This is a genomic window from Streptomyces sp. Ac-502 (genome assembly GCF_045222935.1).
Classification (GTDB): domain Bacteria; phylum Actinomycetota; class Actinomycetes; order Streptomycetales; family Streptomycetaceae; genus Streptomyces; species Streptomyces monomycini.
Window position 1 is genome coordinate 8,539,963 of the sequence record NZ_JBHFFO010000001.1, and the last position, 24,244, is coordinate 8,564,206.

Below are 24,244 nucleotides of genomic sequence, written 5' to 3' on the forward strand. Positions count from 1 at the left end.
TTTCCGGCACGGTCAGAAGAGCTTGCGGTAGGACGCTTCGAGGACGGCTTCGAACTGTTCCGGGGCGATGTCGGCCCCGAACTGCGCGGCGGCGATCTCCCCGGCCGACGGCAGCTCGTCGGCGAGGACCTGGCTCGCCGGGTCCCACAGCCGGGACCGCAGGAGCGCGCGGCCGCAGTGGAAGTAGGCCTCGGTCACCTCGACGACGATCGCCAGGGCCGGCGCCTTGGCCTCGGTACGCATCCGGGCCAGCACGTCGGGCTCGTCGGTGGGGTAGGCCCGGCCGTTGACCCGCAGCGACTCCCGCATCCCGGGGACCAGGAAGAGCATCCCCACCTCCGGGTTCTCCACGATGTTGCACAGCGAGTCGGCGATCCGGTTGCCCGGCCGGTCGGGTATCGCGAGCAGGTTCTCGTCGAGGACCTTCACGAAACCGGGGTAGTCGCCGCGCGGCGAGCAGTCGGCCCGTCCGGCCGCGTCCGCGGTGGCCAGCGACATGAAGGGCGAGTGCGCGATGAACATACGGGCGAACCGGTCGATGTGGTCGATCTTCTTGTTCTCCAGCATCGGTTCGGGTTCACCGATCCGGGCGCGGACCTCGTCCAGGGACAGCCGCCGTGGGCGGGTGCGGATGTGCGTCGTCATGAAGACTCCTTCCGGGAGGGCGGCACGGCGGACGGGCGCGGGCGGCACCGGCGCTCCCGACCCCCTCGCGCTCCGCGACGGCTGCGGCGGCAACCGCTCCGCCGCAGCTCATGGCACCATTGTGAGCAATTGCTCAGGTCTTCGCTACTCGCATTCACAGGCCTCCCAGGAGGTGCCATGACCACGGACCGCCGCGGCCTCCAGCCACGTAAACAGCCACGTCAGGCCCGCGCCGAAGCCACCAGGCAGCGCATCCTCACCGCCGCTGCTCGCGTTTTCGCCGAGTACGGTTACGCTGCGGGGACCACCAACCGCATCGCCGAACGGGCGCGGGTCTCGATCGGCTCGCTGTACCAGTACTACCCGAACAAGGACGCGATCCTGGTGGAGCTGGTGACCCGGCACCTCGACGCCGGGATAGCCGCCGCCGGCCGCCATCAGGACGGCGAGGCGCCCGAATCCCTCGAAGAGACCATCCGCCTCTTCGTGCGCACCTCGATCGACAACCACCTCGACGACCCGCAGCTGCTGCGCGTCATGGCCGAGCAGGGGCCCCGGTCCCCGGAACTGCTCGACAAGATCTCCCGGCACGGGCGGGAGCGGATCGCCTACGCCCACGAGCTGTTCGCCCGGCACCCGGAGGTCCGGGTCGCGGACACCGGTACCGCCACCCGGCTCGTGGTCAGCACCATCGAACTCGTCGTCCACCAGCTCCTCGCCGCGCCGGACCCGGTCGACACCGCCCGGCTGGAGGACGAACTCGTCACCATGCTCACCGGCTACCTCACGGCGGCCCGCTGACGGTACGGACGCCCGCGGCACGGGCGGCGTGGGCGGACGAGCCGGAAACTCCCGTGCGCGCCGCTCGTCGCGCGTGGTAATCCCCCTGCCATGAGCGATCTGCAGACAGCGCGGCTGGTGCTCCACCCGCTGACCGCCGCCGAGGCGGAGCGGCTGGTGGCGCGTGCCCCGGCGGACGGGGAGCGGTGGGCGCCCGGCTATCCGACGGACGGGGACGTGGAGTCCGCCACCGACTTCCTGGGCCACTGCGCGGGCACCGGTGACCCGCAGCCGTTCGGTGACTACGAGATACGCCGCCGGGCGGACGGACTGGCCATCGGCAGCCTCGGCTTCCACCGGCCGCCCGACGCGGACGGCACGGTGACGATCGGCTACGGACTGGTCCCCGCGGCGCGCGGCGAGGGGTACGCGGCCGAGGCGCTGCGCGGGCTGCTGCGCCTCGCCAGGGAACGCGGCATCACCCGGGTCAAGGGCGACGCCGACCTCGGCAACGCCGTGTCCCAGCGCGTCATGGCGGCCGCCGGGATGCGGCCGGTGGGGGAGGACGAGCGGGTGAAGTACTTTGAGATCACCTGGTCCGGCGGGGCGGCGGGCCCGTCCGCCGACGGCGACAGCGGGCCATGACGTCCGTACGGAGGGCCGCACGCCGGGCCATGATGGCCGTATGACCGCACACCCGTCTCACCCACCCGCCCTCACGCTCGTCGCGGGCGACATCACCGAGCAGCCGGCCGACGCCGTCGTGAACGCCGCCAACTCCTCGCTGCTGGGCGGCGGGGGAGTGGACGGCGCGATCCACCGGCGCGGCGGCCCCGAGATCCTGGCCGAGTGCCGTGCGCTGCGCGCCTCGCACTACGGCAAAGGCCTGCCCACCGGGCAGGCCGTGGCGACCACGGCGGGCCGGCTGCCGGCCCGCTGGGTGATCCACACCGTCGGTCCCGTCTGGGCGAAGTCCGAGGACCGCTCGGACCTGCTCGCCTCCTGCTACCGCGAGTCGCTGCGGGTCGCCGACGAGCTGGGCGCCCGTACCGTCGCCTTCCCGGCGATCTCCGCCGGGATCTACCGCTGGCCGCTGGACGACGCGGCCCGCATCGCCGTCGAGACGGTGCGGGCCACGGAGACGGCCGTCGAGGAGGTGCGCTTCGTGCTCTTCGACGAGCGGGCGTACGCGGCGTTCGCCGCGCGGGTGGGCTGACCCCGGGCACCGGCCGGGAACCGCTCGGGGCGGTCCCGCCGGCGGGTGTCCTGCCTTCCGCCGCTCAGGTCACCAGACGATCCGCGCGGACACGCAGGGGTCCTCGTTGCGGTAGCCGAGGCGGTCGTAGAGCCGTTCGGCGGGCGTGTTCTCGGCCAGCTGCCACAAGGTGCAGAACCCGTGCCGCCGTACGGTGTGCCGGGTCAGCCACGAGGTCAGCGCGGCGCCGAGGCCCTGGCCGCGCTGGGCGGCGTCGGTCGCGACGGACGCCATCAGCGGCGCGCCGCTGTCCCGCAGGCTGCTCATCGCGCCGCACGCCACCAGTCGCCCGTCCGCGCCGCGGATGCCCGCCCACAGGCTGACGTCCGCGGAGCCGGGGCCGGTCGAGTGCGCCGGACTGTGCTCGTTGAGGAAGGCGAGCAGCTCGTCGTGGTGGCTCTCGTCGAGCGTGACCACCCGGTCCTCCGCAGGGTGGACGGCCGGTTCCACCAGCGTCCAGCGGAAGATCCACTCGACCACGTCGGTCACCGCCAGATGACGGCCGACCAGCGTCTCGGTGCCACGCGGCCCGGTGAACTCCCGTACCTGGTCGGGAAATCCCTGCGCGGCACGCAGCACGAGACCGGCGGCGGCATCCGCCTCGCCGACGCTCCACACATGCCCGCGAGGGGCGTCGAGCCAGGCGACAGCGCCGCTGTTGCACCAACTGCTCCGGTCGGCGGGCCGCTGCCGGGCGGCGCCGAAACGCAGGAGGGCGGCGCCCTCCTGGAGCTCCAGGCCCTGGGTGAACAGGTCCTCGGTCCGGGGGAGAAGAGTCGTTGCCTGCATCACTCTCTGAGAAGGACGTAGGGATGGGAACGACCCCGGACACGCTGGAGGCGCGGCCGGAACCGTTCGTCTGAAGTAGGGGGTCCCGGCAGCGGCTGCACGCCCGTGCGCGCCCGGCCGACCGGGTGGTCAACTCTCGCACACCGCCCCCGGCCCGGCGCAAATCGTCGGCGGGTGCCGTATGCCACCCGGCAGGTCGTCGGCGGCCGGACTGGTCAGCGGACGCTGATGTCGGAAAACCGCCAGCCCAACCCTGGTGGCTGCCGGATCCTGGAGGCATGCACACCGACTTCGAGCGCTGTCTGCGCGCCGTGCGGTCCAAGGACGCCAGGTTCGACGGGTGGTTCTACACGGCGGTGCGCACCACCCGTATCTACTGCCGTCCCAGCTGCCCGGTGGTGCCGCCCAAGCCCGAGAACATGACCTTCTACCCGAGTGCCGCCGCCGCTCAGCAGGCCGGATACCGCGCCTGCAAGCGGTGCCGCCCGGACGCCAGCCCCGGCTCGCCGCAGTGGGACGAGCGCGCCGACCTCGTGGCGCGCGCCATGCGCCTGATCGCCGACGGCGTCGTCGACCGGGAGGGCGTCCCCGGCCTGGCCGCCCGGCTCGGTTACAGCACCCGCCAGGTCGAACGGCAGCTGCTCGCCGAGCTGGGCGCCGGGCCGCTCGCCCTGGCCCGCGCGCAGCGCGCCCAGACCGCGCGGCTGCTCGTCGAGACCACCGAACTGCCCATGGCCGACGTGGCGTTCGCCGCCGGTTTTGCCAGCATCCGGACCTTCAACGACACCGTACGGGAGGTGTTCGCGCTCGCCCCCACCGAGCTGCGGCGCCGCGCCCGGCCCGGAGCCGTCACGGCCCTGCCCGGCGCGCTCGCCCTGCGGCTGCCCTTCCGGCAGCCGCTGTGCCCCGACAACCTCTTCGGCCACCTGGCCGCGACCGCCGTACCGGGCGTCGAGGAGTGGCGGGACGGCGCGTACCGGCGCACGCTGGCCCTCCCGTACGGGCACGGCATCGTCGCCCTGTCCCCGCGCCCCGGTCACATCGACTGCCGGCTCTCCCTCACCGACCTGCGCGACCTCGCCGGGGCCATCGCCCGCTGCCGCCGGATGCTCGACCTGGACGCCGACCCGGAGGCGGTCGACGGGCTGCTGGCCGAGGACCCCGTCCTGGCGCCGCTCGTCCGCAAGGCGCCGGGGCGGCGGGTGCCGCGCACCGCGGACGCGGACGAGTTCGCGGTACGGGCCGTACTGGGCCAGCAGGTGTCCACCGCCGCGGCCCGTACGCACGCGGGCCGGCTGGTCACCGCGCACGGCCGCACGGTCGACGACCCGTCCGGCGGCCTGACCCACCTGTTCCCCTCCGCCGCCGAGCTGGCCGGGCTGGACCCGGAGACGCTCGCCATGCCGCGCACCCGGCGCGCGACCCTCACCGGCATGATCGCGGCCCTCGCCGACGGCGCCGTACAGCTCGGCGTCGGCAGCGACCGGGAGCGGGCCCGCGCCCAGCTCGCGGCGCTGCCCGGCGTGGGCCCCTGGACCGTCGAGTGCGTCGCCATGCGCGCCCTCGGCGACCCCGACGCCTTCACCCCCACCGACCTGGGCCTGCGCCGCGCCGCCGCGCACCTCGGGCTGCCGGCCACTCCTGCGGCGCTGGTACGGCACTCGGCGCGCTGGCGCCCGTGGCGCGCGTACGCCGTCCAGTACTTGTGGGCCACCGACGACCACCCCATCAACCACCTCCCCTCCGATTGAGGCCACCATGTCCGATCCCGTGCCCACCCGTACCGGCGGCGAGCGCTGCCACGCCGTCCTGACCGACACCCCGTACGGCCCGCTGACCCTGGTCGCCGAGGGCGAGTCCCTTGCCGGCCTCTACATGACCGACCAGCGCCACCGCCCGCCGCAGGAGTCCTTCGGCCCGCCGGAGGACCTGGCGGCCGCGCCGTTCGCGGCGGCCGTACGGCAGTTGCGCGCCTACTTCGACGGCGCGCTCACCGTCTTCGACCTGCCCCTGGCACCCCGGGGGACGCCTTTCCAGCGCCGCGTCTGGGCCGCCCTGTGCGACATCCCGTACGGCGGGACGCTCTCGTACGGGCAGCTCGCCGCGCGCCTCGGCCGGCCCTCCGCCGCCCGTGCCGTGGGCCTCGCCAACGGGAAGAACCCGATCGGCATCGTCATCCCCTGCCACCGTGTGATCGGGGCCAGCGGCAGCCTTACGGGGTACGGCGGCGGACTCGACCGCAAGCGCCGCCTGCTGGACTTCGAGCGGGCCGGGGCCGGGGAGGGCCGGGGACGGCGGACCCGGGCGGGCAGCAGGCTCTTTTCGGCTGAAGCGTCGGGTGGAACGAGCGGCGCAGCCTGTACCGGCGTGCAGATGTACGGGCGCTCCGGCGGCCAGGCGTTCAGTCGCCGCCCTCGACCGCTGCACGTACGTCGGCGACCAGCAGCTCCGCCGCTTCCAGCGACCGCGCCAGCTCCGCCTCCGTACGGCCCAGTTCGCCCAGCAGGGCGCTCGCCCGCTCCGCGAACCCGGGCGGTGTGCCGGGCATCGCCGCGGCGGCGGCGAGCGCGCCCTTCTCGTTGATGCACCAGGTCCGGTGGTGGGCGTGCAGCGCCTGGGTCAGGTCGCCCACCGCCCGCGCCAGGCAGAGGGCCACGTACAGCGGGTCCGCGGACGCCTGGGACTTGCCCGCGACGGTCACGGAGAACCCGGCGTCCCAGACTGCCGTTCCGGTCAGCGCGGCGCGCAGCGGCTCCGGGTACTCCCGCATCTCCTCCTTGAGGCGGCCCAGCTCGCCGGTGGGGTCGGCCAGTACCCGCGACAGGGCCAGTTCGCCCGCGTACGCGGGGGACCAGAAGCCCAGCGGATGCCCCACCTGGGCACCGATCTCGTACCGGCCCGCCTGACACTCCCGCCACACCCGTTCCACCCGGTCGGCATCCCGCAGGAGCCAGTCCACGGGGGTGCCGTCCGGCATCACCAGCCACGCCCCGCCGTTGACCCACGCACCCCACGCGCCCGGCGGGTGGATCTCCACCGGCGCCCCGGTGATCTCGGCGGCCAGGTCCGCCAGGCCCGCGAGTCCCAGCTCGCCGCGGTAGTAGACCCCCAGGTCCCAGTCGGAGTCCGGGCGATGGGTGCCGCGGGCCCGGCTGCCGCCGAGCGTCACGCCGACGACTCCGGGCACCTCGGCCAGGGCGGCCGCGCCGATCCTCGTCCAGTAGTCCTCGTGCGTCCCGTCCGCCCGGGTGGCCGCTGTGTTCTCCATACGGGCAGCGTAGAGCGCCCCGCCTCCGACAGCGGCAGCCGGGTCCCTCAGCGCAACAAGGCCCGTACGTCTGCCAGTAGCTCCACCTGATGGCGCCAGTCGCCGCCCGCGATGTCCATCAGGACGCGGGTGACCCCGGCTCCGCAGTAACGGTGCAGGCGCTCCGCCGCCTCCCGGGGGCCGCCCGTCACGGGGGCGCCCGCGAAACGCCCGGGCGGGAAGCCGTGGGCCGAGGCGAGGTCCGCGGCGAGATCCGCGCCGGTGGGCAGCCCCGGTTCCGTACCGAGCACGCCGGTCGTGCCGACGATGACGGCCGGGGCCGGGCGGCCGAGTGCGGCGGCGAGTTCGGCCAACCGCACCGATCCCTCGGCCACTTGGGCGGCCGACGTCAGGGAAGGGAACCAGCCGTCACCCAGGTGCGCCGCCCGCCGCACTGCGCTGCGCGAAGTGCCCGCGATCCACACCGGCGGCATCGGCACGGCGAACTCCGGCTCCACCACCGGGTACCCCGGCCCGTACGGCAGCGGCACCCGCTCGCCCGCGAGCAGGCGGGGCAGCAGCCGCAGCGCCGTGTCGGTCCGGCGCTCCCGCTCCTCGTACGGAACTCCCGCGGCCGTCCACCGCTCCCGGCCGCCGCCCGTCCCCACCCCCAGAACCAGCCGCCCGTCCGCGACGTGCTGGAGGCCCGCTATCTGTTCGGCGGCCTGGGACGGCGGCCGGAGCCCCGGCGCGTACCCGGCGCCGACGACGGTGATCCGTTCGGTCGCCGCGGCCACCGCCGCCAGTACCACCGCGGTGTCCAGGGCCGCCGCGCCGCCGCCGGCCGGTCCCCGTACGCGACGAGGTCGAGCCCGGCCAGTTCCGCGTGCCGGGCCGCCTCGGTGAGCGGAAGCTTCTGCTCCCGCCGCACGGCGGGCGACGGCAGCAGCACGCCCACCGCCAGGCGGCCGGGCCGGACCGCGGAATCCGGGAGAAACGTCATACGGTGACGATGCAACTTCAAGCGGACTTGAGGTCAAGGGGCGGCGGGCGCGACCCCGTCCTCCAGCTCCACCGGCCCGCGGCCCCGCGCCAGCGCGTCCAGCGCGGCCCGTATCCGCAGCGCCATCGACGGCGACAGCCGCGGTTCGGCCTCCTCCCAGGTCAGCAGGGACCAGGACAGCAGCTCCGACTCTTGGAGACGGACGGCCGCCAACTGGTCCGCGTCCAGCACTCCGCCGTCGTACAGATACGACACGAGCGGCGGCCGGCCGGTGCCGCGCACCCAGTCGACGGCCAGCAGCGGGCCCGGCTCGATGTCCAGGCCGATCTCCTCGGCGGCCTCCCGCCGCGCGGCCTGGCGGGGTGACTCGCCCGCGTCCGACTCGACGGTGCCGCCGGGCAGGTTCCAGGTGTCGCGGTAGTTCGGCTCGACGTACAGCACCCGGCCGTCGGCGTCGCGGAAGATGACACCGGCCCCCGCGAGCACACGCGGAAGACCGGCGATATAGGTGGCGTAGTCCGTGGTCATGCGGTGAGCGTAGCCGGGCCGGACGGCGGCCCCGCGGAGCGTTTCACCGGGCCGCCGCGGCGCCTCAGGCGTCGTAGCGGTAGTACGGGGTGTGGTCGAGGAGGTCGGCGGGCGTCATCGTGTGCCAGGGAGACAGCGGGGTGTGCAGACCGGGCACGTCCCGGGCGGGCTCCAGCGGGAGGTAGTGCGGTACGCCGGGGTGCCGGCGCTGCCAGTCGGCCCAGATCTTGTCGACGAAGCAGTGGTGGAGGAAGAACACCGGGTCGTTGGGCGAGGCGACGAAGTCCATGTGGCCGCCGACGAAGACATGCGCGGAGCCGTGCAGCTTGCCCCAGTCCCGCTCCCACGGGAACTTCGCGTAACCCTCCAGGTGGTTGCGGAAGCTGGGGTACGGCGGCTCCTCGCCGCTCAGGTGGTTCCACGGAGGGCAGTCGTAGACGGGCAGCGCGAGGGCCGCCTCCAACTGGCGGGCCGTGGAGAGGACGCCGGGCGGGCGCAGCGCGCGGGTGAGGAAGTCCCGGTCGTCCTGGGTGTAGTAGCCGTTGGCCCACGCCACGTCGTCGCCGGTGGGCCGGGCGTTGACCCGCAGCCGCCAGCCGTTGCGCCGGGCGAAGGGGCCCGAGGTCACCTGCCGGTCGCCGGGCCGCCCGTCACCGCCCATGAAGTCGTCGGCCCACAGCGGCGAGTCCCGGCCGCGGTCGCTCGTCCAGTCCCAGTACGGCAGGGAGACGGCGGGGTCGATCGCGCGCAGCGCCTGCTCGAAGTACAGCAGGAACTGCCGGTGCCAGGGGAGCAGCGAAGGGGTCAGGTGCGCGGTGCGGTACCCGTGGTCGCGGTGGATGTAGTCGTGGGAGTTCGCCCGGATGTGGACGGCGACCAGCGCGTCGTAGACGCCGCTGCGCTTGGCCTCCAGGACGGCCCGCACGAAGCGGTGCCGCTCCCGCGCGGTCAGGGCCAGATGGTTCTTGCGGACGTGCGGGCGGCCCGGGGTGGCGGGACCGGACGGTACGACGGGCTCCGGCCATGACCGCGGCGGCGGGGACGGCAGCAGCCGGGCGCCGCGCAGCCGCCGCACGGCGCGGCGCGCGGCGTCGAGCGGGGTCCGGTCGAACCCGTAATGGCACAGCGGGGACAGGTAGGCGTCCTCGCCCATCCGCGTCAGTCGCAGCTCACGGCCGTCGATCGTCACCCGGGCGCGGCCCTGCGGGGCCTCGACGCGGATCGTCCGGCCGCGGTACCGCTCGGTGTACGGTCGCGGATCGCGCGCGTCGGCGGCCGCGGGCAGCAGCGCCGCGGCACCGGCCGCCGTCGCGGCCACGAACACGTCGCGCCGTCGCACCAGACCCCTCATCCGCCACGCCTCGTCCGGTCCCCCTCACCCGACCCGCCTCACCCTCGTCCGGAGCATCCCCAGGCTCGGGCTCCGGACGCCTTCCCCGGCCGAATGCACCCGAACGGGTGATCCACCCCGGCCCGTCCCTCAGCTCTTCCCGGCTTCCGTTCCTACGCCCCCGTCGGCCCCTGCCCGGACGGGCCCGCATCGTCACCCGTCCGCTTGGCGTCCGCCGCCCGCCGCAGCCGTGGGTGCCGGGTCGCCCCCTGCTCGGTGATCGTCTCGCCGACGATGGCGCGGACCGCGTGGCGCAGCCCGTGCATCGCCTGGTGCCGCGCCGGACCGGCGCCCGGGTCCTCGCGCAGCTCCTTCAGCAGTGCCCAGCACAGCGCCAGCATCACGAACACGAAGGGCAGCGCGACCAGGATCGTCGCCGTCTGGAGCGCGCCGAGCCCGCCGGCCACCAGCAGCACCGCGGCGACCGCGGCCATCAGGATGCCCCAGGTGACCACCAGCCACGTCCGCGGGTGCAGCGCGCCCCGGCTGGTGAGCGAGCCCATCACCAGGGACGCGGAGTCGGCGCTGGTGATGAAGTACGTCATGACCAGGATCATCGCCACCCAGGAGGTGACGGTCCCGGCCGGCAGCGCGTCCAGCATGCCGAACAGCGACGCCTCCGCGTCCTTCGCGTTGCCCGCGAGGTCGGCCAGGCCGCTGGCGTCCAGCCGGATCGCGCTGCCGCCCAGCACGCAGAACCAGATCATCGTCGCGCCGCTGGGCACCAGCAGGACGCCGATCAGGAACTCCCGTACGGTGCGCCCGTGCGAGATACGGGCGATGAACGTGCCCACGAACGGGGCCCAGGACAGCCACCACGCCCAGTAGAAGATCGTCCAGGTGCCGAGCCAGCTCGCGTCGGTGAACGCGCCGGTGCGCGAGGCCATCGGCAGCAGGTCGTTGAGGTAGCCGCCGACGCTCGCCGGGATGCTGTCCAGCACGTACACCGTCGGGCCGAGCACGAAGACGAACAGCATCAGCAGCGCGGCCAGCACGATGTTCAGGGTGGACAGCCACTTGACGCCCTTGTGCAGGCCGGAGAAGGCGGACGCCACGAAGGCGGCGGAGAGCGCGACGATGATGATCAGCTGGACCGCCGTGCTGTCCGACGTGCCGGTGGTGAGCTGGAGGCCCTTGCTGACCTGGAGGGCGCCGAGGCCCAGGCTGGTGGCCGTGCCGAAGACGGTCGCGAAGACGGCCAGCAGGTCGATCAGGTGCCCCAGCCGCCCGCCGGCCCGCCGCTCGCCGATCAGCGGGACGAAGGCGGAGCTGAGCCGGTTGCTGCGGCCCTTGCGGAAGCCCGCGTAGGCCAGGGCCAGGCCGACGATGCCGTAGATGGCCCACGGGGTCAGGGTCCAGTGGAAGAACGAGTACTCCAGCGCGGTACGGGCCGCGGCGCCGGTGTGCGGGGTGACGCCGCTGGAGGGCGGCGGGGTGACGTAGTGCTGGAGCGGTTCGCCCACGCCGTAGAACATCAGGCCGATTCCCATGCCGGCGCTGAACATCATCGCGATCCACGCGAGATTGCCGAATTCCGGCTCCGCGTCGTCCTTGCCGAGCCGGATACGGCCGAACCGGCTGAAGGCGATGAGGAAGCACAGGACGAGAAAGACGTCGGCGGCCACCACGAACAGCCAGCCGAAATTGCCCAGCACCCAATTCAGCGCGCTGTCGGTGACCGATTCGAAATTCTTTCTGCCCAGCGCCGCCCAGGCCACCACCGCGAGCACCGCGGCGACCCCGGCGCCGACCAGGACCAGATCGGGCGGCGGATCGTGCTCCGCGTTTCCCGGCTCGGAATTCGGCGTCGGATCCTCGGACGTCTGCACGCTCATGGCGTCCCACTATGGCCGGGAAAACGATGTTTCGCCGGATGGGCGCGCCGTCCGGCGTCACCGGTCCCTGTTCGCCGCGGCCCGCGCCGGATAAGGTCGCAGCGGCGCGACTGCCAGTTCGAAAGCAAGGGGAAACAGTGGCGGACGCAGCAAGGACACCGGCGGCGGACCAGGACCGGGCACCCCGGGTCCTGGTCGCCGCGGACAAATTCAAGGGCTCCCTCACGGCCACCGAGGTCGCCCGGCACGTCACCGCCGGGCTGCGCCGGGCCGTCCCCGGCCTGACGGTGGAGTCCGTCCCGGTCGCGGACGGCGGCGACGGCACGGTCGCGGCCGCCCTGGCGGCGGGTTTCGCCCGGCACCAGGCACGCGTCACGGGCCCGACCGGCGAGCCGGTCACGGCCACCTTCGCGCTGCGCGAGGACGGCACAGCCGTGGTCGAGATGGCCGAGGCGTCCGGCCTCCAGCACCTCCCAAAGGGCCGCTTCGCGCCGCTCACGGCCACCACGTACGGCACCGGCGAGCTGCTGCGCGCGGCGCTGGACGCGGGCGCCACCACTCTCGTCCTCGGCGTCGGCGGCAGTGCCACGACCGACGGCGGCGCGGGCATGCTCGCCGCCCTCGGGGCCCGCTTCCTGGACGCCGCGGGCGCACCGCTCGCCCCGGGCGGCGGACCGCTGCGCGACCTGGCCACCGCCGACCTCTCGGGCCTGGACCCGCGGCTCGCCCGTACGGAGGTGGTCCTCGCCAGCGACGTGGACAACCCGCTCACCGGGCCCAAGGGCGCTCCCGCCGTCTACGGGCCGCAGAAGGGCGCGAGCGAGCAGGACGTCGCGGCGCTGGACGCGGCCCTGGCCCACTACGCCAAGGTCCTGGAGACCGCGGTGGGGCCCCGCGCCGCCGAGCACGCAGCCGCGCCCGGCGCGGGCGCGGCGGGCGGCATCGGCTACGGCGCCCTGGTCGGCCTGGGGGCCGCCTTCCGGCCGGGCATCGACGTGATGCTGGAGGTGCTGGGCTTCGGCCCGGCGCTGGGCCGCGCCACCTTCGTCGTCACGGGCGAGGGCTCACTGGACGCGCAGACCCTGCACGGCAAGGCCCCGGCCGGCGTCGCGGCCGCGGCCCGCGCGGCGGGCCTGGAGGTGGCGGCGGTCTGCGGCCGCCTGGCCCTGCCGCCGGAGGCACTGGGTCGGGCCGGCATCCGCCGCGCCTACCCGCTGACCGACCTGGAGCCGGACCCGGCCCGCTGCATGGCCGAGGCGGGCCCGCTCCTGGAGCGGGCCGCGGAAGCGCTGGGGCGGGACTTCCTGCTGTGAGGCGCTGACGTAGTACGGGTCCGAGGCGCTGCCGTACCGCCTGAAGCGCCGACGTGCGGCCCGAGGCGCCGACGCACGGGCCAGGGAGCGCGACGCGAGGCTCACGGGACTCACGGCGCGCCCTCTGCGCCCGCGTGCCCCCGGATACGACAAAAGGCCCCAGCCGAGCTGATGCGCTCGGCGGGGGCCTGTCCGGTCCGGGGACCGGACACCGCTACTGAATCTGTGCGCTGCGCGCCTCACGGCGGTTGTCGCGGAAGGTGTTGACCCGGCGGGCCGTCGCGAAGACCGGGATCATCGCGCCCAGCACGATCTGGAGGGAGCAGCCGGTCTGCAGCAGCATCTGGCCGCCGGGGGCGTCCAGCGCCCAGGCCGCCAGCATGCCCATGCTCAGCACGATCCAGCTGAGCATCGCCACCGCGAGCCGCCCCCGCGGCTTCGGGTACTCCACCCGGCTCACCATCAGCCAGGCCACCCCGACGATCGCCAGCAGCGTCGGCACGAAGGGCAGCTCCAGCAGGACGATCGCGACGACGGTCAGCGCGCCGAACGGGCTCGGCATCCCCTGGAAGATGCCGTCACGCAGCGTCACACAGGAGAACCGGGCCAGGCGCAGGATCACCGCCAGCAGCACCACCACCGCCGCGACCACCGAGACCCGCTGGTGCGAGTCCGGGGCGACCATGCCCCAGGTGACGACGAAGTACGCCGGCGCCAGCCCGAAGCTGATCAGGTCGGAGAGGTTGTCGAGCTCGGCCCCCATGGCCGAGGCCCGCAGCTTCCGTGCCACGAGCCCGTCGAACAGGTCGAAGATGGAGGCCAGCAGCATCAGGATCACCGCCATGGCGGCGCTGTGCCGCGCCATCCCGCCGTCCTCGGTGCCCGTCAGGTGCGGGATCAGAACGCCGGTGGTGGTGAAGTACACGGCCATGAAGCCGCAGATCGCGTTGCCGAGGGTGAGCGTGTCCGCTATCGACAACCGCGTCGACAGCGGCATGTCGTCGGCCGCGTCGTCCTCCTCGACCTCCGCGACCCAGCCGGGCTGTGTGTCGGGATCAATCACGGTCAAGGCGTGTCACCCCCGCGGTGGTGGCCTGGCCGACCTCGACCGCGGCCTCGACACCCGCCGGGAGGTAGACGTCGACGCGCGACCCGAAGCGGATCAGGCCGATGCGCTCGCCCTGCTCCACCTTCGAGCCCTGGGGCACGTAGGGGACGATACGGCGGGCCACCGCGCCGGCGATCTGCACCATCTCGATGTCGCCGAGCTCGGTGTCGAAGTGCCAGACGACCCGCTCGTTGTTCTCGCTCTCCTTGTTGAACGCCGGGACGAACCCGCCGGGGATGTGCTCCACGGACGTCACCGTGCCGGCCAGCGGCGCGCGGTTGACGTGGACGTTCAGCGGGCTCATGAAGATCGCGACGCGGGTGCGCCCGTCCTTCCACGGCATGATGCTCTGCACCACGCCGTCCGCCGGGGAGATGACCCGGCCCTGAGCGATCTCCCGCTCAGGGTCACGGAAGAACCACAGCATGCCCGCGGCCAGGGCGGTGGCGGGGACGGCGGCGGCGGCCCAGCGTCCCGAGCGACGGGAACGGACCAGGCTGACCGCTGCCGTCGCGACGGTCGGCAGAAGCCACGGCGACGCTCCGCGCGCGAGGCGGACACGACCGCGTTGTGCAGAGGATTGGCTGTGGGGCATGGATGACCTTCGTAGCGGAGGATGCCGCATATGCGATGGGGGACGGCGGCTTTCCCGGGATGGTATCGGTTGCGAGCGGCAACTGGCCAAGAGCCAGAGCCAATCCGTGGCCGAAGCGCGATGACGGGGTGTGATCTTCGTCCTGAATAAAACACCCCAAATCGGGCGTTCACCCCTGGATTCGGTACTCCTCCAGTAGCCGTCGACCGATGATCATTTTCTGGATCTCGGCGGTACCCTCACCGATGAGGAGCATCGGTGCCTCCCGGTAGAGGCGCTCGATCTCGTACTCCTTGGAGAAGCCGTAGCCGCCGTGGATGCGGAACGCGTCCTCCACCACCTCCTTGCAGTACTCGGAGGCCAGGTACTTGGCCATGCCCGCTTCCAGGTCGTTCCGCTGCCCGGAGTCCTTCTTGCGTGCGGCATTGACCATCATCGCATGGGCCGCTTCCACCTTTGTGGCCATTTCGGCAAGTTTGAACTGAATCGCCTGATGCTGGGCGATCGGCTTGCCGAAGGTGTGCCGCTGCTGCGCGTACGAAACGCCCAGCTCGAAGGCGCGCTGCGCCACGCCGCAGCCGCGCGCGGCCACGTTCACCCGGCCGACCTCGACACCGTCCATCATGTGATAGAAGCCACGTCCGGTCTCGCCGCCGAGCACCCGGTCGGCGGGAATCCGCAGCCCGTCCATGATCAGCTCGGTGGTGTCGACCCCCTTGTAGCCCATCTTGTCGATCTTGCCGGGGATGGTCAGTCCCGGCCGGACCTCGCCGAAGCCCGCCTCCTTCTCCACGAGGAAGGTGGTCATCGACTTGTGCGGCGCGGTGCCCTCCGGATGGCCCTCGTCCGTACGGCACAGCACCGCGACGAGAGTTGACGAACCGCCGTTGGTCAGCCACATCTTCTGGCCGGTCAGTACATAATCCCTGCCGTCCCTCACCCCCTTGGAGGTGATGGCCGAGACGTCCGAACCGAGCGCCGGCTCCGACATCGAGAAAGCGCCACGGACCTCACCCGCCGCCATCTTCGGCAGGAAGTATTCCTTCTGCTCCCGCGTGCCGTGCTGCTTGAGCATGTACGCCACGATGAAGTGCGTGTTGATGATGCCCGACACGCTCATCCAGCCGCGGGCGATCTCCTCCACCGTCAGCGCGTACGTCAGCAGCGACTCGCCGAGACCGCCGTACTCCTCCGGAATCATCAGCCCGAAGACACCGAGTTCCTTCAGCCCCTCGACTATCTGTGTCGGGTACTCGTCGCGGTGCTCCAGCTCGGTCGCAACCGGCAGAATCTCTTTGTCGACGAAGTCACGCACCGTCGAAAGGATTTCCCGCTGGATGTCCGTCAGGCCCTCGGTCTGTGCGAGGCGTCCGCTCATCTCACTTCTCCTTACGGGCCGGTTCCCGCAGCTCGGGGCGGCCCGGCTGCTCCCCGCCGCGCTCCTTGACGTACGTGGCGGTCGGCACCATCACCTTGCGCCGGAAGACGCACACCAGAGTGCCGTCCTGCTTGTAGCCCTTGGTCTCCACGTACACGATCCCGCGGTCGCTCTTGGACTTCGACGGCGTCTTGTCGAGCACCGTCGTCTCGCCGTACAGCGTGTCCCCGTGAAAAGTGGGCGCCACGTGCTTCAGCGACTCGATTTCCAGATTCGCGATCGCCTTGCCCGACACATCCGGCACCGACATGCCCAGCAACAGCGAGTAGATGTAGTTGCCGACCACCACATTCCTGCCGAAGTCGGTGGTCTGCTCGGCATAGTTGCTGTCCATGTGCAGCGGATGGTGATTCATCGTGAGCAGACAGAAGAGGTGGTCGTCGTATTCCGTGACCGTCTTTCCCGGCCAGTGCTTGTAGACGTCCCCGACGGTGAATTCCTCGTAGGTACGGCCGAACTGCATCGCGCTCACGCCTCCGGGGCTTCGAACTTCGAGGTACGGGTCATGCCGGCGGCGCGGCCCTTTCCGCTGACCACGAGCGCCATCTTGCGGCTGGCCTCGTCGATCATCTCGTCACCGAGCATCGCGGAGCCCTTCTTGCCGCCCGCCTCCGAGGTGTGCCACTCGTACGCGTCGAGGATCAGCTCGGCACGGTCGTAGTCCTCCTGCGACGGCGAGAACACCTCGTTGGCCGCCTCGACCTGACCGGGGTGCAGCACCCACTTGCCGTCGAAGCCCAGCGCGGCGGCGCGCCCGGCGACCTCCTTGTAGCCGTCCACATTCTTGATCTGGAGGTAGGGGCCGTCGATCGCCTGGAGATCGTTGGCGCGGGCCGCCATCAGGATGCGCATCAGGATGTAGTGGTACGCGTCCGCGCCGTACCCGGGCGGCTGCTCGCCCACGACCAGCGTCTTCATGTTGATGGAGGCCATGAAGTCGGCCGGGCCGAAGATGATGGTCTCCAGGCGCGGCGACGCGGTGGCGATGGCGTCCACGTTCACCAGGCCCTTGGCGTTCTCGATCTGCGCCTCGATGCCGATCCGGCCCGCCTCGAAGCCCATCGTCGTCTCGATCTGGGTGAGCAGCAGGTCCAGCGCGACGATCTGCTGGGCGTCCTGCACCTTGGGCAGCATGATGCAGTCCAGGTTCTGCCCGGCGCCCTCGACGACGGTGATGACGTCCCGGTAGGTCCAGTGCGTGGTCCAGTCGTTGACCCGCACGACGCGGGTCTTGCCGGACCAGTCGCCGTTGTTCAGCGCGTCCACGATGGTGTGCCGGGCGCCTTCCTTGGCCAGCGGCGCGCAGGCGTCCTCCAGGTCCAGGAAGACCTGGTCGGCGGGGAGGCCCTGGGCCTTCTCCAGGAAGCGCGGGTTGCTGCCGGGGACGGCGAGGCAGGAACGGCGGGGGCGAAGGCGGTTGATGCCACTCATGCGGGGACCTCCAGGGGGTCGAGCTTGTTCGCGGTACGGATCTCGTCGACGATACGGCCGATGATCTCCGTGATACCGAAGTCCTTCGGGGTGAACACGGCCGCCACTCCGGCTTCCCGGAGGGCCGCCGCGTCGGCGTTGGGGATGATGCCGCCGACGATGACGGGAATGTCGTGGTCGCCGGTCTCGCGCAGCCGCCGCAGCACGTCCGGCACCAGCTCGGCGTGCGAGCCGGACAGGATCGACAGGCCCACGCAGTGCACGTCCTCGGCGACGGCCGCCGCGACGATCTGCTCGGGCGTCAGCCGGATGCCCTGGTAGACGACCTCGAAGCCGGCGTCCCTGGCCCGTACGGCGATCTGCTCGGCGCCGTTGCTGTGGCCGTCCAGCCCCGGCTTGCCGACCAGCAGCCGCAGCCGCCCGGTGCCCAGGTCGGCGGCGGTCCGCTCGACCTTCGCGCGGACCGCGGCGAGCGGGGTGCCCGCCTCGGCGGTGACGGCGAGCGGCGCGCCCGAGACACCGGTCGGCGCCCGGAACTCGCCGAAGACGTCCCGCAGGGCCCAGGACCACTCGCCCGTGGTGACGCCCGCGCGGGCGCATTCGAGCGTCGCGGCGAACAGGTTGGTGTCACCGGCCGCGGCCTTCTTCAGCGCCGACAGGGAATCCTGCGCACGCGCCTCGTCGCGGTCGTCCCGCCACCGGTGCAGCGCGCGCACGACACCCGCCTCGTTGTCCGGGTCCACGGTCATGATGGCCGTGTCCAGGTCGGCGGTGAGCGGGTTCGGCTCGGTCGACTCGTAGCAGTTGACGCCGACGATCTTCTCGTCGCCCGCCTCGATCCGGGCCCGCCGCTCGGCGTGCGAGGAGACCAGCTGCGACTTCAGGTAGCCGGACTCGACGGCGGCCATCGCCCCGCCCATCTCCTCGATCCGCGCCATCTCCGCCAGGCACTCCTCGACCAGGGCCGCGACCTTGGCCTCGACGACGTGCGACCCGGCGAAGATGTCCTCGTACTCCAGCAGGTCCGACTCGTGGGCCAGCACCTGCTGGATGCGCAGCGACCACTGCTGGTCCCAGGGCCGCGGCAGGCCCAGCGCCTCGTTCCAGGCCGGCAGCTGCACGGCGCGGGCGCGCGCGTCCTTGGAGAGGGTGACGGCCAGCATCTCCAGGACGATCCGCTGGACGTTGTTCTCCGGCTGCGCCTCGGTCAGACCCAGGGAGTTGACCTGCACGCCGTAGCGGAAGCGGCGCTGCTTGGGGTTCTCCACGCCGTACCGCTCGCGGGTGACCTGCTCCCAGATGCGGCCGAAGGCGCGCATCTTGCACATCTCCTCGATGAACCGGACCCCGGCGTTCACGAAGAAGGAGATCCGCGCGACCACGTCACCGAACTTCTCCGGCGGCACCTGTCCCGAGTCCCGTACGGCGTCGAGCACGGCGATGGCGGTGCTCATCGCGTACGCGATCTCCTGCACCGGCGTGGCGCCCGCCTCCTGCAAGTGGTAGCTGCAGATGTTGATCGGGTTCCACTTCGGGATGTGCGCCACCGTGTACGTGATCATGTCGGTGGTCAGCCGCAGGCTCGGGCCCGGCGGGAAGACGTGCGTCCCGCGCGAGAGGTACTCCTTGACGATGTCGTTCTGCGTGGTGCCCGACAGCTTGGCGATGTCGGCGCCCTGCTCCTCGGCGACCACCTCGTACAGCGCCAGCAGCCACATGGCCGTGGCGTTGATCGTCATCGAGGTGTTCATCTGCTCCAGCGGGATGTCCTGGAACAGCCGGCGCATGTCGCCGAGGTGCGAGACGGGGACTCCGACCCGGCCGACCTCGCCGCGGGCGAGGACGTGGTCCGGGTCGTAACCGGTCTGCGTCGGCAGGTCGAAGGCGACCGACAGGCCCGTCTGGCCCTTGGCGAGGTTGCGCCGGTAGAGCGCGTTGGACGCCTCAGCGGTCGAGTGCCCGGCGTAGGTCCGCATCAGCCACGGACGATCCTTGTGACGTTCGGTCATGTTGGTCCGTACTCTCGGGGTCCGTCCGCCCGGATCAGACGTTCCGGAAGCGGTTGATGGCGTCGATGTGCTTCGCGCGCTTCTCCTCGTCGCGCACGCCCATGCCTTCCTCGGGTGCCAGCGCGAGGACGCCGACCTTGCCCTGGTGGAGGTTGCGGTGCACGTCGTACGCGGCCTGCCCGGTCTCCTCCAGCGTGTACGTCTTCGAGAGCGTCGGGTGGATCTTGCCCTTGGCGATCAGGCGGTTGGCCTCCCACGCCTCGCGGTAGTTGGCGAAGTGCGAGCCCACGATGCGCTTGAGCGACATCCACAGGTAGCGGTTGTCGTACTCGTGGGTGTAGCCGGAGGTGGAGGCACAGGTGACGATCGTGCCGCCCTTGCGCGTGACGTAGACGCTCGCGCCGAACGTCTCGCGTCCCGGGTGCTCGAAGACGATGTCCACGTCCTCCCCGCCGGTCAGCTCGCGGATGCGCTTGCCGAAGCGCTTCCACTCGCGCGGGTCCTGGTGGTGCTCGTCCTTCCAGAACTTGTAGTCCTCGGCGTTGCGGTCGATGATCGCCTCGGCGCCCATCTTCCGGCAGATCTCCGCCTTCTGGTCGCTGGAGACCACGCAGATCGGGTTGGCGCCGCCGGCCAGCGCGAACTGCGTGGCGTACGAGCCGAGTCCGCCGCTGGCGCCCCAGATCAGCACGTTGTCGCCCTGCTTCATCCCGGCGCCGTTGCGGGACACCAGCTGGCGGTACGCGGTGGAGTTGACCAGTCCGGGCGCCGCCGCCTCCTCCCAGCTCAGGTGGTCCGGCTTGGGCATCAGCTGGTTGGACTTGACGAGCGCGATCTCGGCGAGGCCGCCGAAGTTGGTCTCGAAGCCCCAGATGCGCTGCTCGGGGTCGAGCATCGTGTCGTTGTGGCCGTCGGCGGACTCCAGCTCGACGGACAGGCAGTGCGCGACGACCTCGTCGCCGGGCTTCCAGGAGTTCACGCCGGGGCCGGTGCGCAGCACGACCCCCGCCAGGTCGGAGCCGATGACGTGGTACGGCAGGTCGTGGCGCTTGGTGAGCGGCGACAGCTTGCCGTAGCGCTCCAGGAAGCCGAAGGTGGACATCGGCTCGAAGATCGAGGTCCAGACGCTGTTGTAGTTGACCGAGGAGGCCATGACGGCCACCAGGGCCTCGCCCGGGCCCAGTTCGGGCACCGGCACCTCTTCGACGTGCAGCGACTTTCGGGGGTCCTTCTCCTTGGCGGGGAGGCCGTCGAACATGTCGGCCTCGTCCTTGTGCACGGTCACCGCGCGGTAGGAGTCGGGGAGGGGCAGAGCGGCGAAGTCTTCGCGGGTGCTCTCTGGCGCGAGGATCGCGTCAAGTATCTGGTTCACGGTGTGCCTCCGGCGAAGCCAGTCGAGGGAAACGGCTTGAGGGAACGTCGGGGGTGGTGCAGAGGCGATGCCGTCGGTTCGGCTGAGGGGTGTTCCGGCAGCGCTGGTGAGCGCGGTGAGGGTGCCTGTGACGCAGGCGTCCGGGCGGGCAGGCGCGAGTGGCCTGCTGGGACAGCCGGCGAACGGTGATGCGCCGTCCGCCGGCCGCCCGGACAACATCAACGTATGACACCGCGTGCCAGTCGACAAGACACTGAGTGCCAACAATTTCTCTCAGATGTCATCCGGGTGACACGCATGAGCGGCTGGATGGCCGGGTGAAATGGTGAAATGTCGCCCCGTAAGGGGCGCAAAACGGTGCAGCCCCGACGCCGGACGTGGTGTACACCACCCCGGCGTCAGGGCGTACGTCCCTCAGGACCGCTGCTTGAGCGCCTTCTCGATCGTGCGCATGACCTCGTCCAGCGGCGCGTCCGTACGGGCCACCGTGACCAGTACCTCGCCCTGCTTCGCGGCCCGCGCCGGGGGCTCCTGGTGGTCCCCGCCCAGCCCGCGGCCCGCGCCGATCCCCGTGCCGAAGGTGGCGCGGACGATCCCGAAGGCGTGGTCGAGCTGGGCCTCCACATCGCCCTCGGCGCCCGCCCGCAGCCAGCGCCGCAGTACGTGGTTGTGCGCGGTGACGACCGCGGAGGCGGCGACCTCGGCGAGCAGCGGGTCGTCGTCGCCCTCGTGGTGGGCGCCCTCGTCGAAGTGGCCGAGCAGGTAGCGGGTGAAGAGCCGTTCGTAACGGGCCACCGACGCGATCTCGGCCTCGCGGAGGGTGGGGACCTCCCGGGTCAGCCGGTAGCGCGCCACAGAGACGGCGGGGGAGGCCGCGTACATCCGCATGACTTCCTTGATGCCGCGGCAGACCGTGTCGAGCGGGTTCTCGTGCGCCGGCGCGGCGTCCAGGACGGCCTCGGCCCGTACGAGGGTGTCGTCGTGGTCCGGGAAGATCGCCTCTTCCTTGGAGCGGAAGTGGCGGAAGAAGGTACGGCGGGCGACGCCGGCCGCGGCCGCGATCTCGTCCACCGTCGTCGCCTCGTAGCCCTTGGCAGCGAACAGCTCCATCGCGGCGGCCGCCAGTTCGCGGCGCATCTTCAGACGTTGGGCGGCGGCCCTCCGGGTGCCGGGAGTGCTGGCTTCGGATCCGTCGGACGGCTGCGTACGGGCGGGCTGGGACATGTGGGGACGGTACTGCATATTCCCGCGGCCTGCGGCATCAGCCGTCGCAAAGGCCCCCTCGCGCGGGCGCGGGCCGCCGGAGGGTTCCAGCAGCCCGCCCCATCCGCCGCCCGCCGGCCGGGCCGTCCGCCACGCGTCAGCGCCGGGCGTACTCACGGAAGCCGCGGCCGGTCTTGCGGCCCAGGCAGCCCGCCGCGACGAGGTGCTCCAGCAGCGGCGCCGGCGCCAGCCCCGGGTCGCGGAACTCGGCGTGCAGCACCTTCTCGATGGCCAGCGACACGTCCAGTCCCACCACGTCCAGCAGTTCGAACGGGCCCATCGGGTAGCCGCCGCCCAGCTTCATCGCGGCGTCGATGGCGTCCGGGGTCGCATAGTGCTCCTGGACCATCTTGACCGCGTTGTTCAGGTACGGGAACAGCAGCGCGTTGACGATGAACCCGGCCCGGTCCCCGCAGTCCACCGGGTGCTTGCGGACCTGGGCGCAGACCGCGCGCACGGTCGCGTGCACGTCGTCCGCGGTCAGGACCGTCCGCACGACCTCCACCAGCTTCATGGCCGGCGCCGGGTTGAAGAAGTGCATGCCGACGACGTCCTGCGGACGGGAGGTGGCGCGTGCGCAGGCCACCACGGGCAGCGAGGAGGTCGTCGTGGCCAGCACGGCGCCCGGCTTGCACACCTTGTCCAGCGTGGCGAACAGCTGCTGCTTGATGCCCAGGTCCTCGGCGACCGCCTCCACCGCCAGGTCCACGTCGGCGAAGGCTTCCAGCGACCCGGCGGCGGTCACCGCGGCGAGGGCGCTGTCGCGCGCCTCGGCGGTCAGCCGCCCCTTGGCCACCGAGCGGTCCAGGGACTTGGCGACACGGGCCTTGGCCGCCTCGGCCTTCTCCAGGCTGCGGGCCGCCAGCACCACCTGGAAGCCGGACTTGGCGAAGACCTCCGCGATCCCGCTCGCCATCGTCCCGGAACCGGCCACCCCGACGCCGCGCACCGTGCGCCCGGCGTCCAGGTCGTGGGTCGCGGTGGGCGTGCGGCCGTCCGGCACGACCACCGGGCTGCCCGGCGCCTCGTACGTGTAGAAGCCGCGGCCCGCCTTGCGGCCGGTCAGCCCAGCCTCGGCGAGCTGGCCCAGGATCGGCGCGGGGGCGTGCAGCCGGTCGCGGGAGGCGGCGTACATGGCCTCCAGGACCGTACGGGCGGTGTCCACGCCGATCAGGTCCAGCAGCGCCAGCGGGCCCATCGGCAGGCCGCAGCCCAGCTTCATCGCGGCGTCGATGTCCTCGCGGGTCGCGTACCGGGACTCGTACATCGCGGCGGCCTGGTTCAGGTAGCCGAACAGCAGCCCGTCGGCGACGAAGCCGGGCCGGTCGCCGACCGCGATCGGGTCCTTGCCCAGCTCGCGGGCCAGCTCGGTGACGGCCGTGACGGCGGCCGGCGCGGTCAGGACGGAGGAGACCACCTCGACCAGCTTCATGGCCGGCGCCGGGTTGAAGAAGTGCAGGCCCAGGACGCGTTCGGGGTGCGCCGAGTCGGCGGCCAGCCGGGTCACGGACAGCGCGTTGGTGCCGGTGGCGAGGATGGTGCCGGGCCGCACGATGCCGTCCAGCGCGGTGAAGACCTGCCGCTTGAGCTCGTACTCCTCCGGGACCACCTCGATGACCAGATCGGCTTCGGCGGCGGCCTGGAGGTCGCGGAACGTACGGAAGCGGGCCAGCACGTCCAGCCGCTCGCGTTCGGTGACGCGCTCCCGGCGCACGGCCCGCGTGGTGGACGCCTCCAGCGCCGCGACGGCCCGGCGGGCGGCGGCGTCGTCGATGTCGATGCCGATCACCTCGCGGCCCGCGCGGGTGAGGATCTCGGCGATGCCGGTGCCCATCGTGCCGAGACCGACGACGGCCACGGTGGCAAGGGCCTGGGGCGCCCCGGCAGGCGAAGAACCGGTGGAGGAGGTGGAGACCTTGGGGACGGTGGAGACATCGGTTGAGAGGTCAGGGGTGGACTTACGGTCCATCGCGAGACTCCAGAGAGTGGATCCCGTGCGAAAGGGGTTCCCGAGGAGCGGAGCCCGTGAGCGCAGGCGGGAAGTGACGACTGAGGAGGGGCCGGGCACATGCGCGAACGCCATGTACGAGGCGGGTGGTGCGGCGGCGGGCCCTGTCCCGGGGCCGCGCCGTGAGCGTCGTGCTGGACGCCGAACCGACTGCACGCTGTGGCGGCTGCGTCACCAGGCCGCCCGGGCAGGGGTGCTGCCCGTGCTCAGCAGATTAACTCGCCGGTAACCAGGA

Annotated in this window: 20 protein-coding genes and 2 pseudogenes; 6 read left to right on the plus strand and 16 right to left on the minus strand. The window is 72.1% G+C overall.

The window, feature by feature from the left end; genetic code table 11:
- Positions 1 to 12: 12 nt before the first annotated feature.
- A complete protein-coding gene (locus ACEXOX_RS38780) occupies positions 13 to 645 on the minus strand; it encodes an MSMEG_1061 family FMN-dependent PPOX-type flavoprotein (RefSeq protein ID WP_406525437.1) in 633 nt (210 codons plus the stop codon).
- A gap of 177 nt (positions 646 to 822) precedes the next feature.
- Here ACEXOX_RS38780 and ACEXOX_RS38785 point away from each other — a divergent pair, with 177 nt between their 5' ends.
- The 3 genes from ACEXOX_RS38785 to ACEXOX_RS38795 all read left to right on the plus strand — a co-directional run bounded on the left by ACEXOX_RS38785 (position 823) and on the right by ACEXOX_RS38795 (position 2,641).
- Positions 823 to 1,446 (plus strand): TetR/AcrR family transcriptional regulator, encoded by a 624-nt coding sequence (locus ACEXOX_RS38785; protein ID WP_406525438.1) that lies wholly within the window; start codon positions 823 to 825, stop codon positions 1,444 to 1,446.
- A 90-nt stretch (positions 1,447 to 1,536) separates the two neighbouring features.
- Positions 1,537 to 2,070: a GNAT family N-acetyltransferase gene (locus tag ACEXOX_RS38790; protein WP_406525439.1), complete on the plus strand. Its 534-nt coding sequence runs from the start codon at positions 1,537 to 1,539 to the stop codon at positions 2,068 to 2,070.
- 40 nt (positions 2,071 to 2,110) lie between these two features.
- Positions 2,111 to 2,641, plus strand: a complete 531-nt coding sequence (locus ACEXOX_RS38795) for an O-acetyl-ADP-ribose deacetylase (RefSeq protein WP_406525440.1) — start codon at positions 2,111 to 2,113, stop codon at positions 2,639 to 2,641.
- A gap of 69 nt (positions 2,642 to 2,710) precedes the next feature.
- Here ACEXOX_RS38795 and ACEXOX_RS38800 read toward each other — a convergent pair whose 3' ends face one another.
- Positions 2,711 to 3,469: a GNAT family N-acetyltransferase gene (locus ACEXOX_RS38800; protein WP_406525441.1), complete on the minus strand. Its 759-nt coding sequence runs from the start codon at positions 3,467 to 3,469 to the stop codon at positions 2,711 to 2,713.
- Between the two features lie 278 nt (positions 3,470 to 3,747).
- Between ACEXOX_RS38800 and ACEXOX_RS38805 the strand changes: the two genes are divergently transcribed.
- Together ACEXOX_RS38805 and ACEXOX_RS38810 are read left to right on the plus strand one after the other, a co-directional pair.
- On the plus strand, positions 3,748 to 5,220 hold the full coding sequence (locus ACEXOX_RS38805) for an AlkA N-terminal domain-containing protein (RefSeq protein WP_406525442.1): 1,473 nt from the start codon (positions 3,748 to 3,750) through the stop codon (positions 5,218 to 5,220).
- Between the two features lie 7 nt (positions 5,221 to 5,227).
- A pseudogene (locus tag ACEXOX_RS38810) lies at positions 5,228 to 5,749 on the plus strand (methylated-DNA--[protein]-cysteine S-methyltransferase); the annotation flags it as partial.
- A 121-nt stretch (positions 5,750 to 5,870) separates the two neighbouring features.
- Here the strand turns inward: ACEXOX_RS38810 and ACEXOX_RS38815 are convergent.
- The 5 genes from ACEXOX_RS38815 to ACEXOX_RS38835 form a co-directional block, all read right to left on the minus strand.
- Positions 5,871 to 6,737: a nucleotidyltransferase domain-containing protein gene (locus ACEXOX_RS38815; RefSeq protein ID WP_406525443.1), complete on the minus strand. Its 867-nt coding sequence runs from the start codon at positions 6,735 to 6,737 to the stop codon at positions 5,871 to 5,873.
- A gap of 47 nt (positions 6,738 to 6,784) precedes the next feature.
- A complete protein-coding gene (locus ACEXOX_RS38820; RefSeq protein ID WP_406525444.1) occupies positions 6,785 to 7,756 on the minus strand; it encodes an LLM class flavin-dependent oxidoreductase in 972 nt (323 codons plus the stop codon).
- A complete protein-coding gene (locus ACEXOX_RS38825; RefSeq protein ID WP_406525445.1) occupies positions 7,753 to 8,247 on the minus strand; it encodes an NUDIX domain-containing protein in 495 nt (164 codons plus the stop codon). Before ACEXOX_RS38825 ends, ACEXOX_RS38820 begins: the two co-directional genes overlap by 4 nt.
- Before the next feature lie 64 nt (positions 8,248 to 8,311).
- Positions 8,312 to 9,598, minus strand: a complete 1,287-nt coding sequence (locus ACEXOX_RS38830) for a tyrosinase family oxidase copper chaperone (RefSeq protein ID WP_406525446.1) — start codon at positions 9,596 to 9,598, stop codon at positions 8,312 to 8,314.
- Between the two features lie 152 nt (positions 9,599 to 9,750).
- The gene (locus ACEXOX_RS38835) at positions 9,751 to 11,472 is read right to left on the minus strand and encodes a BCCT family transporter (protein WP_406525447.1); all 1,722 of its coding nucleotides are present in this window, start codon (positions 11,470 to 11,472) and stop codon (positions 9,751 to 9,753) included.
- Between the two features lie 137 nt (positions 11,473 to 11,609).
- On the opposite strand from ACEXOX_RS38835, the gene ACEXOX_RS38840 reads away from it, so the two are divergent.
- Positions 11,610 to 12,785: a glycerate kinase gene (locus ACEXOX_RS38840; RefSeq protein ID WP_406525448.1), complete on the plus strand. Its 1,176-nt coding sequence runs from the start codon at positions 11,610 to 11,612 to the stop codon at positions 12,783 to 12,785.
- Between the two features lie 214 nt (positions 12,786 to 12,999).
- On the opposite strand, the gene pssA is transcribed toward ACEXOX_RS38840, so the two are convergent.
- The 9 genes and pseudogenes from pssA to ACEXOX_RS38885 all read right to left on the minus strand — a co-directional run bounded on the left by pssA (position 13,000) and on the right by ACEXOX_RS38885 (position 23,970).
- Positions 13,000 to 13,854 (minus strand): CDP-diacylglycerol--serine O-phosphatidyltransferase, encoded by an 855-nt coding sequence (pssA, locus tag ACEXOX_RS38845; protein WP_406525449.1) that lies wholly within the window; start codon positions 13,852 to 13,854, stop codon positions 13,000 to 13,002.
- The gene (locus tag ACEXOX_RS38850; protein ID WP_406525450.1) at positions 13,841 to 14,488 is read right to left on the minus strand and encodes a phosphatidylserine decarboxylase; all 648 of its coding nucleotides are present in this window, start codon (positions 14,486 to 14,488) and stop codon (positions 13,841 to 13,843) included. The genes pssA and ACEXOX_RS38850 overlap by 14 nt, the downstream gene beginning before the upstream one ends.
- 169 nt (positions 14,489 to 14,657) lie before the next feature.
- Positions 14,658 to 15,866 (minus strand): acyl-CoA dehydrogenase family protein, encoded by a 1,209-nt coding sequence (locus ACEXOX_RS38855; RefSeq protein ID WP_406525451.1) that lies wholly within the window; start codon positions 15,864 to 15,866, stop codon positions 14,658 to 14,660.
- Position 15,867: 1 nt separating this feature from the next.
- The gene (locus ACEXOX_RS38860; protein WP_406526606.1) at positions 15,868 to 16,389 is read right to left on the minus strand and encodes a MaoC family dehydratase; all 522 of its coding nucleotides are present in this window, start codon (positions 16,387 to 16,389) and stop codon (positions 15,868 to 15,870) included.
- A 5-nt stretch (positions 16,390 to 16,394) separates the two neighbouring features.
- Positions 16,395 to 17,357, minus strand: a complete 963-nt coding sequence (locus ACEXOX_RS38865) for an HpcH/HpaI aldolase/citrate lyase family protein (protein WP_406525452.1) — start codon at positions 17,355 to 17,357, stop codon at positions 16,395 to 16,397.
- A pseudogene (locus tag ACEXOX_RS38870) lies at positions 17,354 to 19,411 on the minus strand (protein meaA); the annotation flags it as partial. The pseudogene ACEXOX_RS38870 and the gene ACEXOX_RS38865, both read right to left, overlap by 4 nt.
- Entirely contained in the window at positions 19,401 to 20,738 is a 1,338-nt protein-coding gene (gene ccrA / locus ACEXOX_RS38875) for a crotonyl-CoA carboxylase/reductase (RefSeq protein WP_406525453.1), read from the minus strand. The pseudogene ACEXOX_RS38870 and the gene ccrA, both read right to left, overlap by 11 nt.
- A 414-nt stretch (positions 20,739 to 21,152) precedes the next feature.
- The gene (locus ACEXOX_RS38880; RefSeq protein WP_406525454.1) at positions 21,153 to 21,962 is read right to left on the minus strand and encodes a TetR family transcriptional regulator; all 810 of its coding nucleotides are present in this window, start codon (positions 21,960 to 21,962) and stop codon (positions 21,153 to 21,155) included.
- A 136-nt stretch (positions 21,963 to 22,098) separates the two neighbouring features.
- Positions 22,099 to 23,970 carry a 3-hydroxyacyl-CoA dehydrogenase family protein gene (locus ACEXOX_RS38885; protein ID WP_406525455.1) on the minus strand — a complete coding sequence of 624 codons (1,872 nt, stop codon included), beginning with the start codon at positions 23,968 to 23,970 and terminating at the stop codon, positions 22,099 to 22,101.
- Positions 23,971 to 24,244 lie beyond the last annotated feature (274 nt).

Bases quoted from the DNA above. Each gene is read 5' to 3' on its own strand.
- ACEXOX_RS38780 (WP_406525437.1), bottom strand. From the start codon at position 645: ATGACGACGCACATCCGCACCCGCCCACGGCGGCTGTCCCTGGACGAG.
- ACEXOX_RS38785 (WP_406525438.1), top strand. From the start codon at position 823: ATGACCACGGACCGCCGCGGCCTCCAGCCACGTAAACAGCCACGTCAG.
- ACEXOX_RS38790 (WP_406525439.1), top strand. From the start codon at position 1,537: ATGAGCGATCTGCAGACAGCGCGGCTGGTGCTCCACCCGCTGACCGCC.
- ACEXOX_RS38795 (WP_406525440.1), top strand. From the start codon at position 2,111: ATGACCGCACACCCGTCTCACCCACCCGCCCTCACGCTCGTCGCGGGC.
- ACEXOX_RS38800 (WP_406525441.1), bottom strand. From the start codon at position 3,469: ATGCAGGCAACGACTCTTCTCCCCCGGACCGAGGACCTGTTCACCCAG.
- ACEXOX_RS38805 (WP_406525442.1), top strand. From the start codon at position 3,748: ATGCACACCGACTTCGAGCGCTGTCTGCGCGCCGTGCGGTCCAAGGAC.
- ACEXOX_RS38815 (WP_406525443.1), bottom strand. From the start codon at position 6,737: ATGGAGAACACAGCGGCCACCCGGGCGGACGGGACGCACGAGGACTAC.
- ACEXOX_RS38825 (WP_406525445.1), bottom strand. From the start codon at position 8,247: ATGACCACGGACTACGCCACCTATATCGCCGGTCTTCCGCGTGTGCTC.
- ACEXOX_RS38830 (WP_406525446.1), bottom strand. From the start codon at position 9,598: ATGAGGGGTCTGGTGCGACGGCGCGACGTGTTCGTGGCCGCGACGGCG.
- ACEXOX_RS38835 (WP_406525447.1), bottom strand. From the start codon at position 11,472: ATGAGCGTGCAGACGTCCGAGGATCCGACGCCGAATTCCGAGCCGGGA.
- ACEXOX_RS38850 (WP_406525450.1), bottom strand. From the start codon at position 14,488: ATGCCCCACAGCCAATCCTCTGCACAACGCGGTCGTGTCCGCCTCGCG.
- ACEXOX_RS38855 (WP_406525451.1), bottom strand. From the start codon at position 15,866: ATGAGCGGACGCCTCGCACAGACCGAGGGCCTGACGGACATCCAGCGG.
- ACEXOX_RS38860 (WP_406526606.1), bottom strand. From the start codon at position 16,389: ATGCAGTTCGGCCGTACCTACGAGGAATTCACCGTCGGGGACGTCTAC.
- ACEXOX_RS38865 (WP_406525452.1), bottom strand. From the start codon at position 17,357: ATGAGTGGCATCAACCGCCTTCGCCCCCGCCGTTCCTGCCTCGCCGTC.
- ACEXOX_RS38880 (WP_406525454.1), bottom strand. From the start codon at position 21,962: ATGTCCCAGCCCGCCCGTACGCAGCCGTCCGACGGATCCGAAGCCAGC.
- ACEXOX_RS38885 (WP_406525455.1), bottom strand. From the start codon at position 23,970: ATGGACCGTAAGTCCACCCCTGACCTCTCAACCGATGTCTCCACCGTC.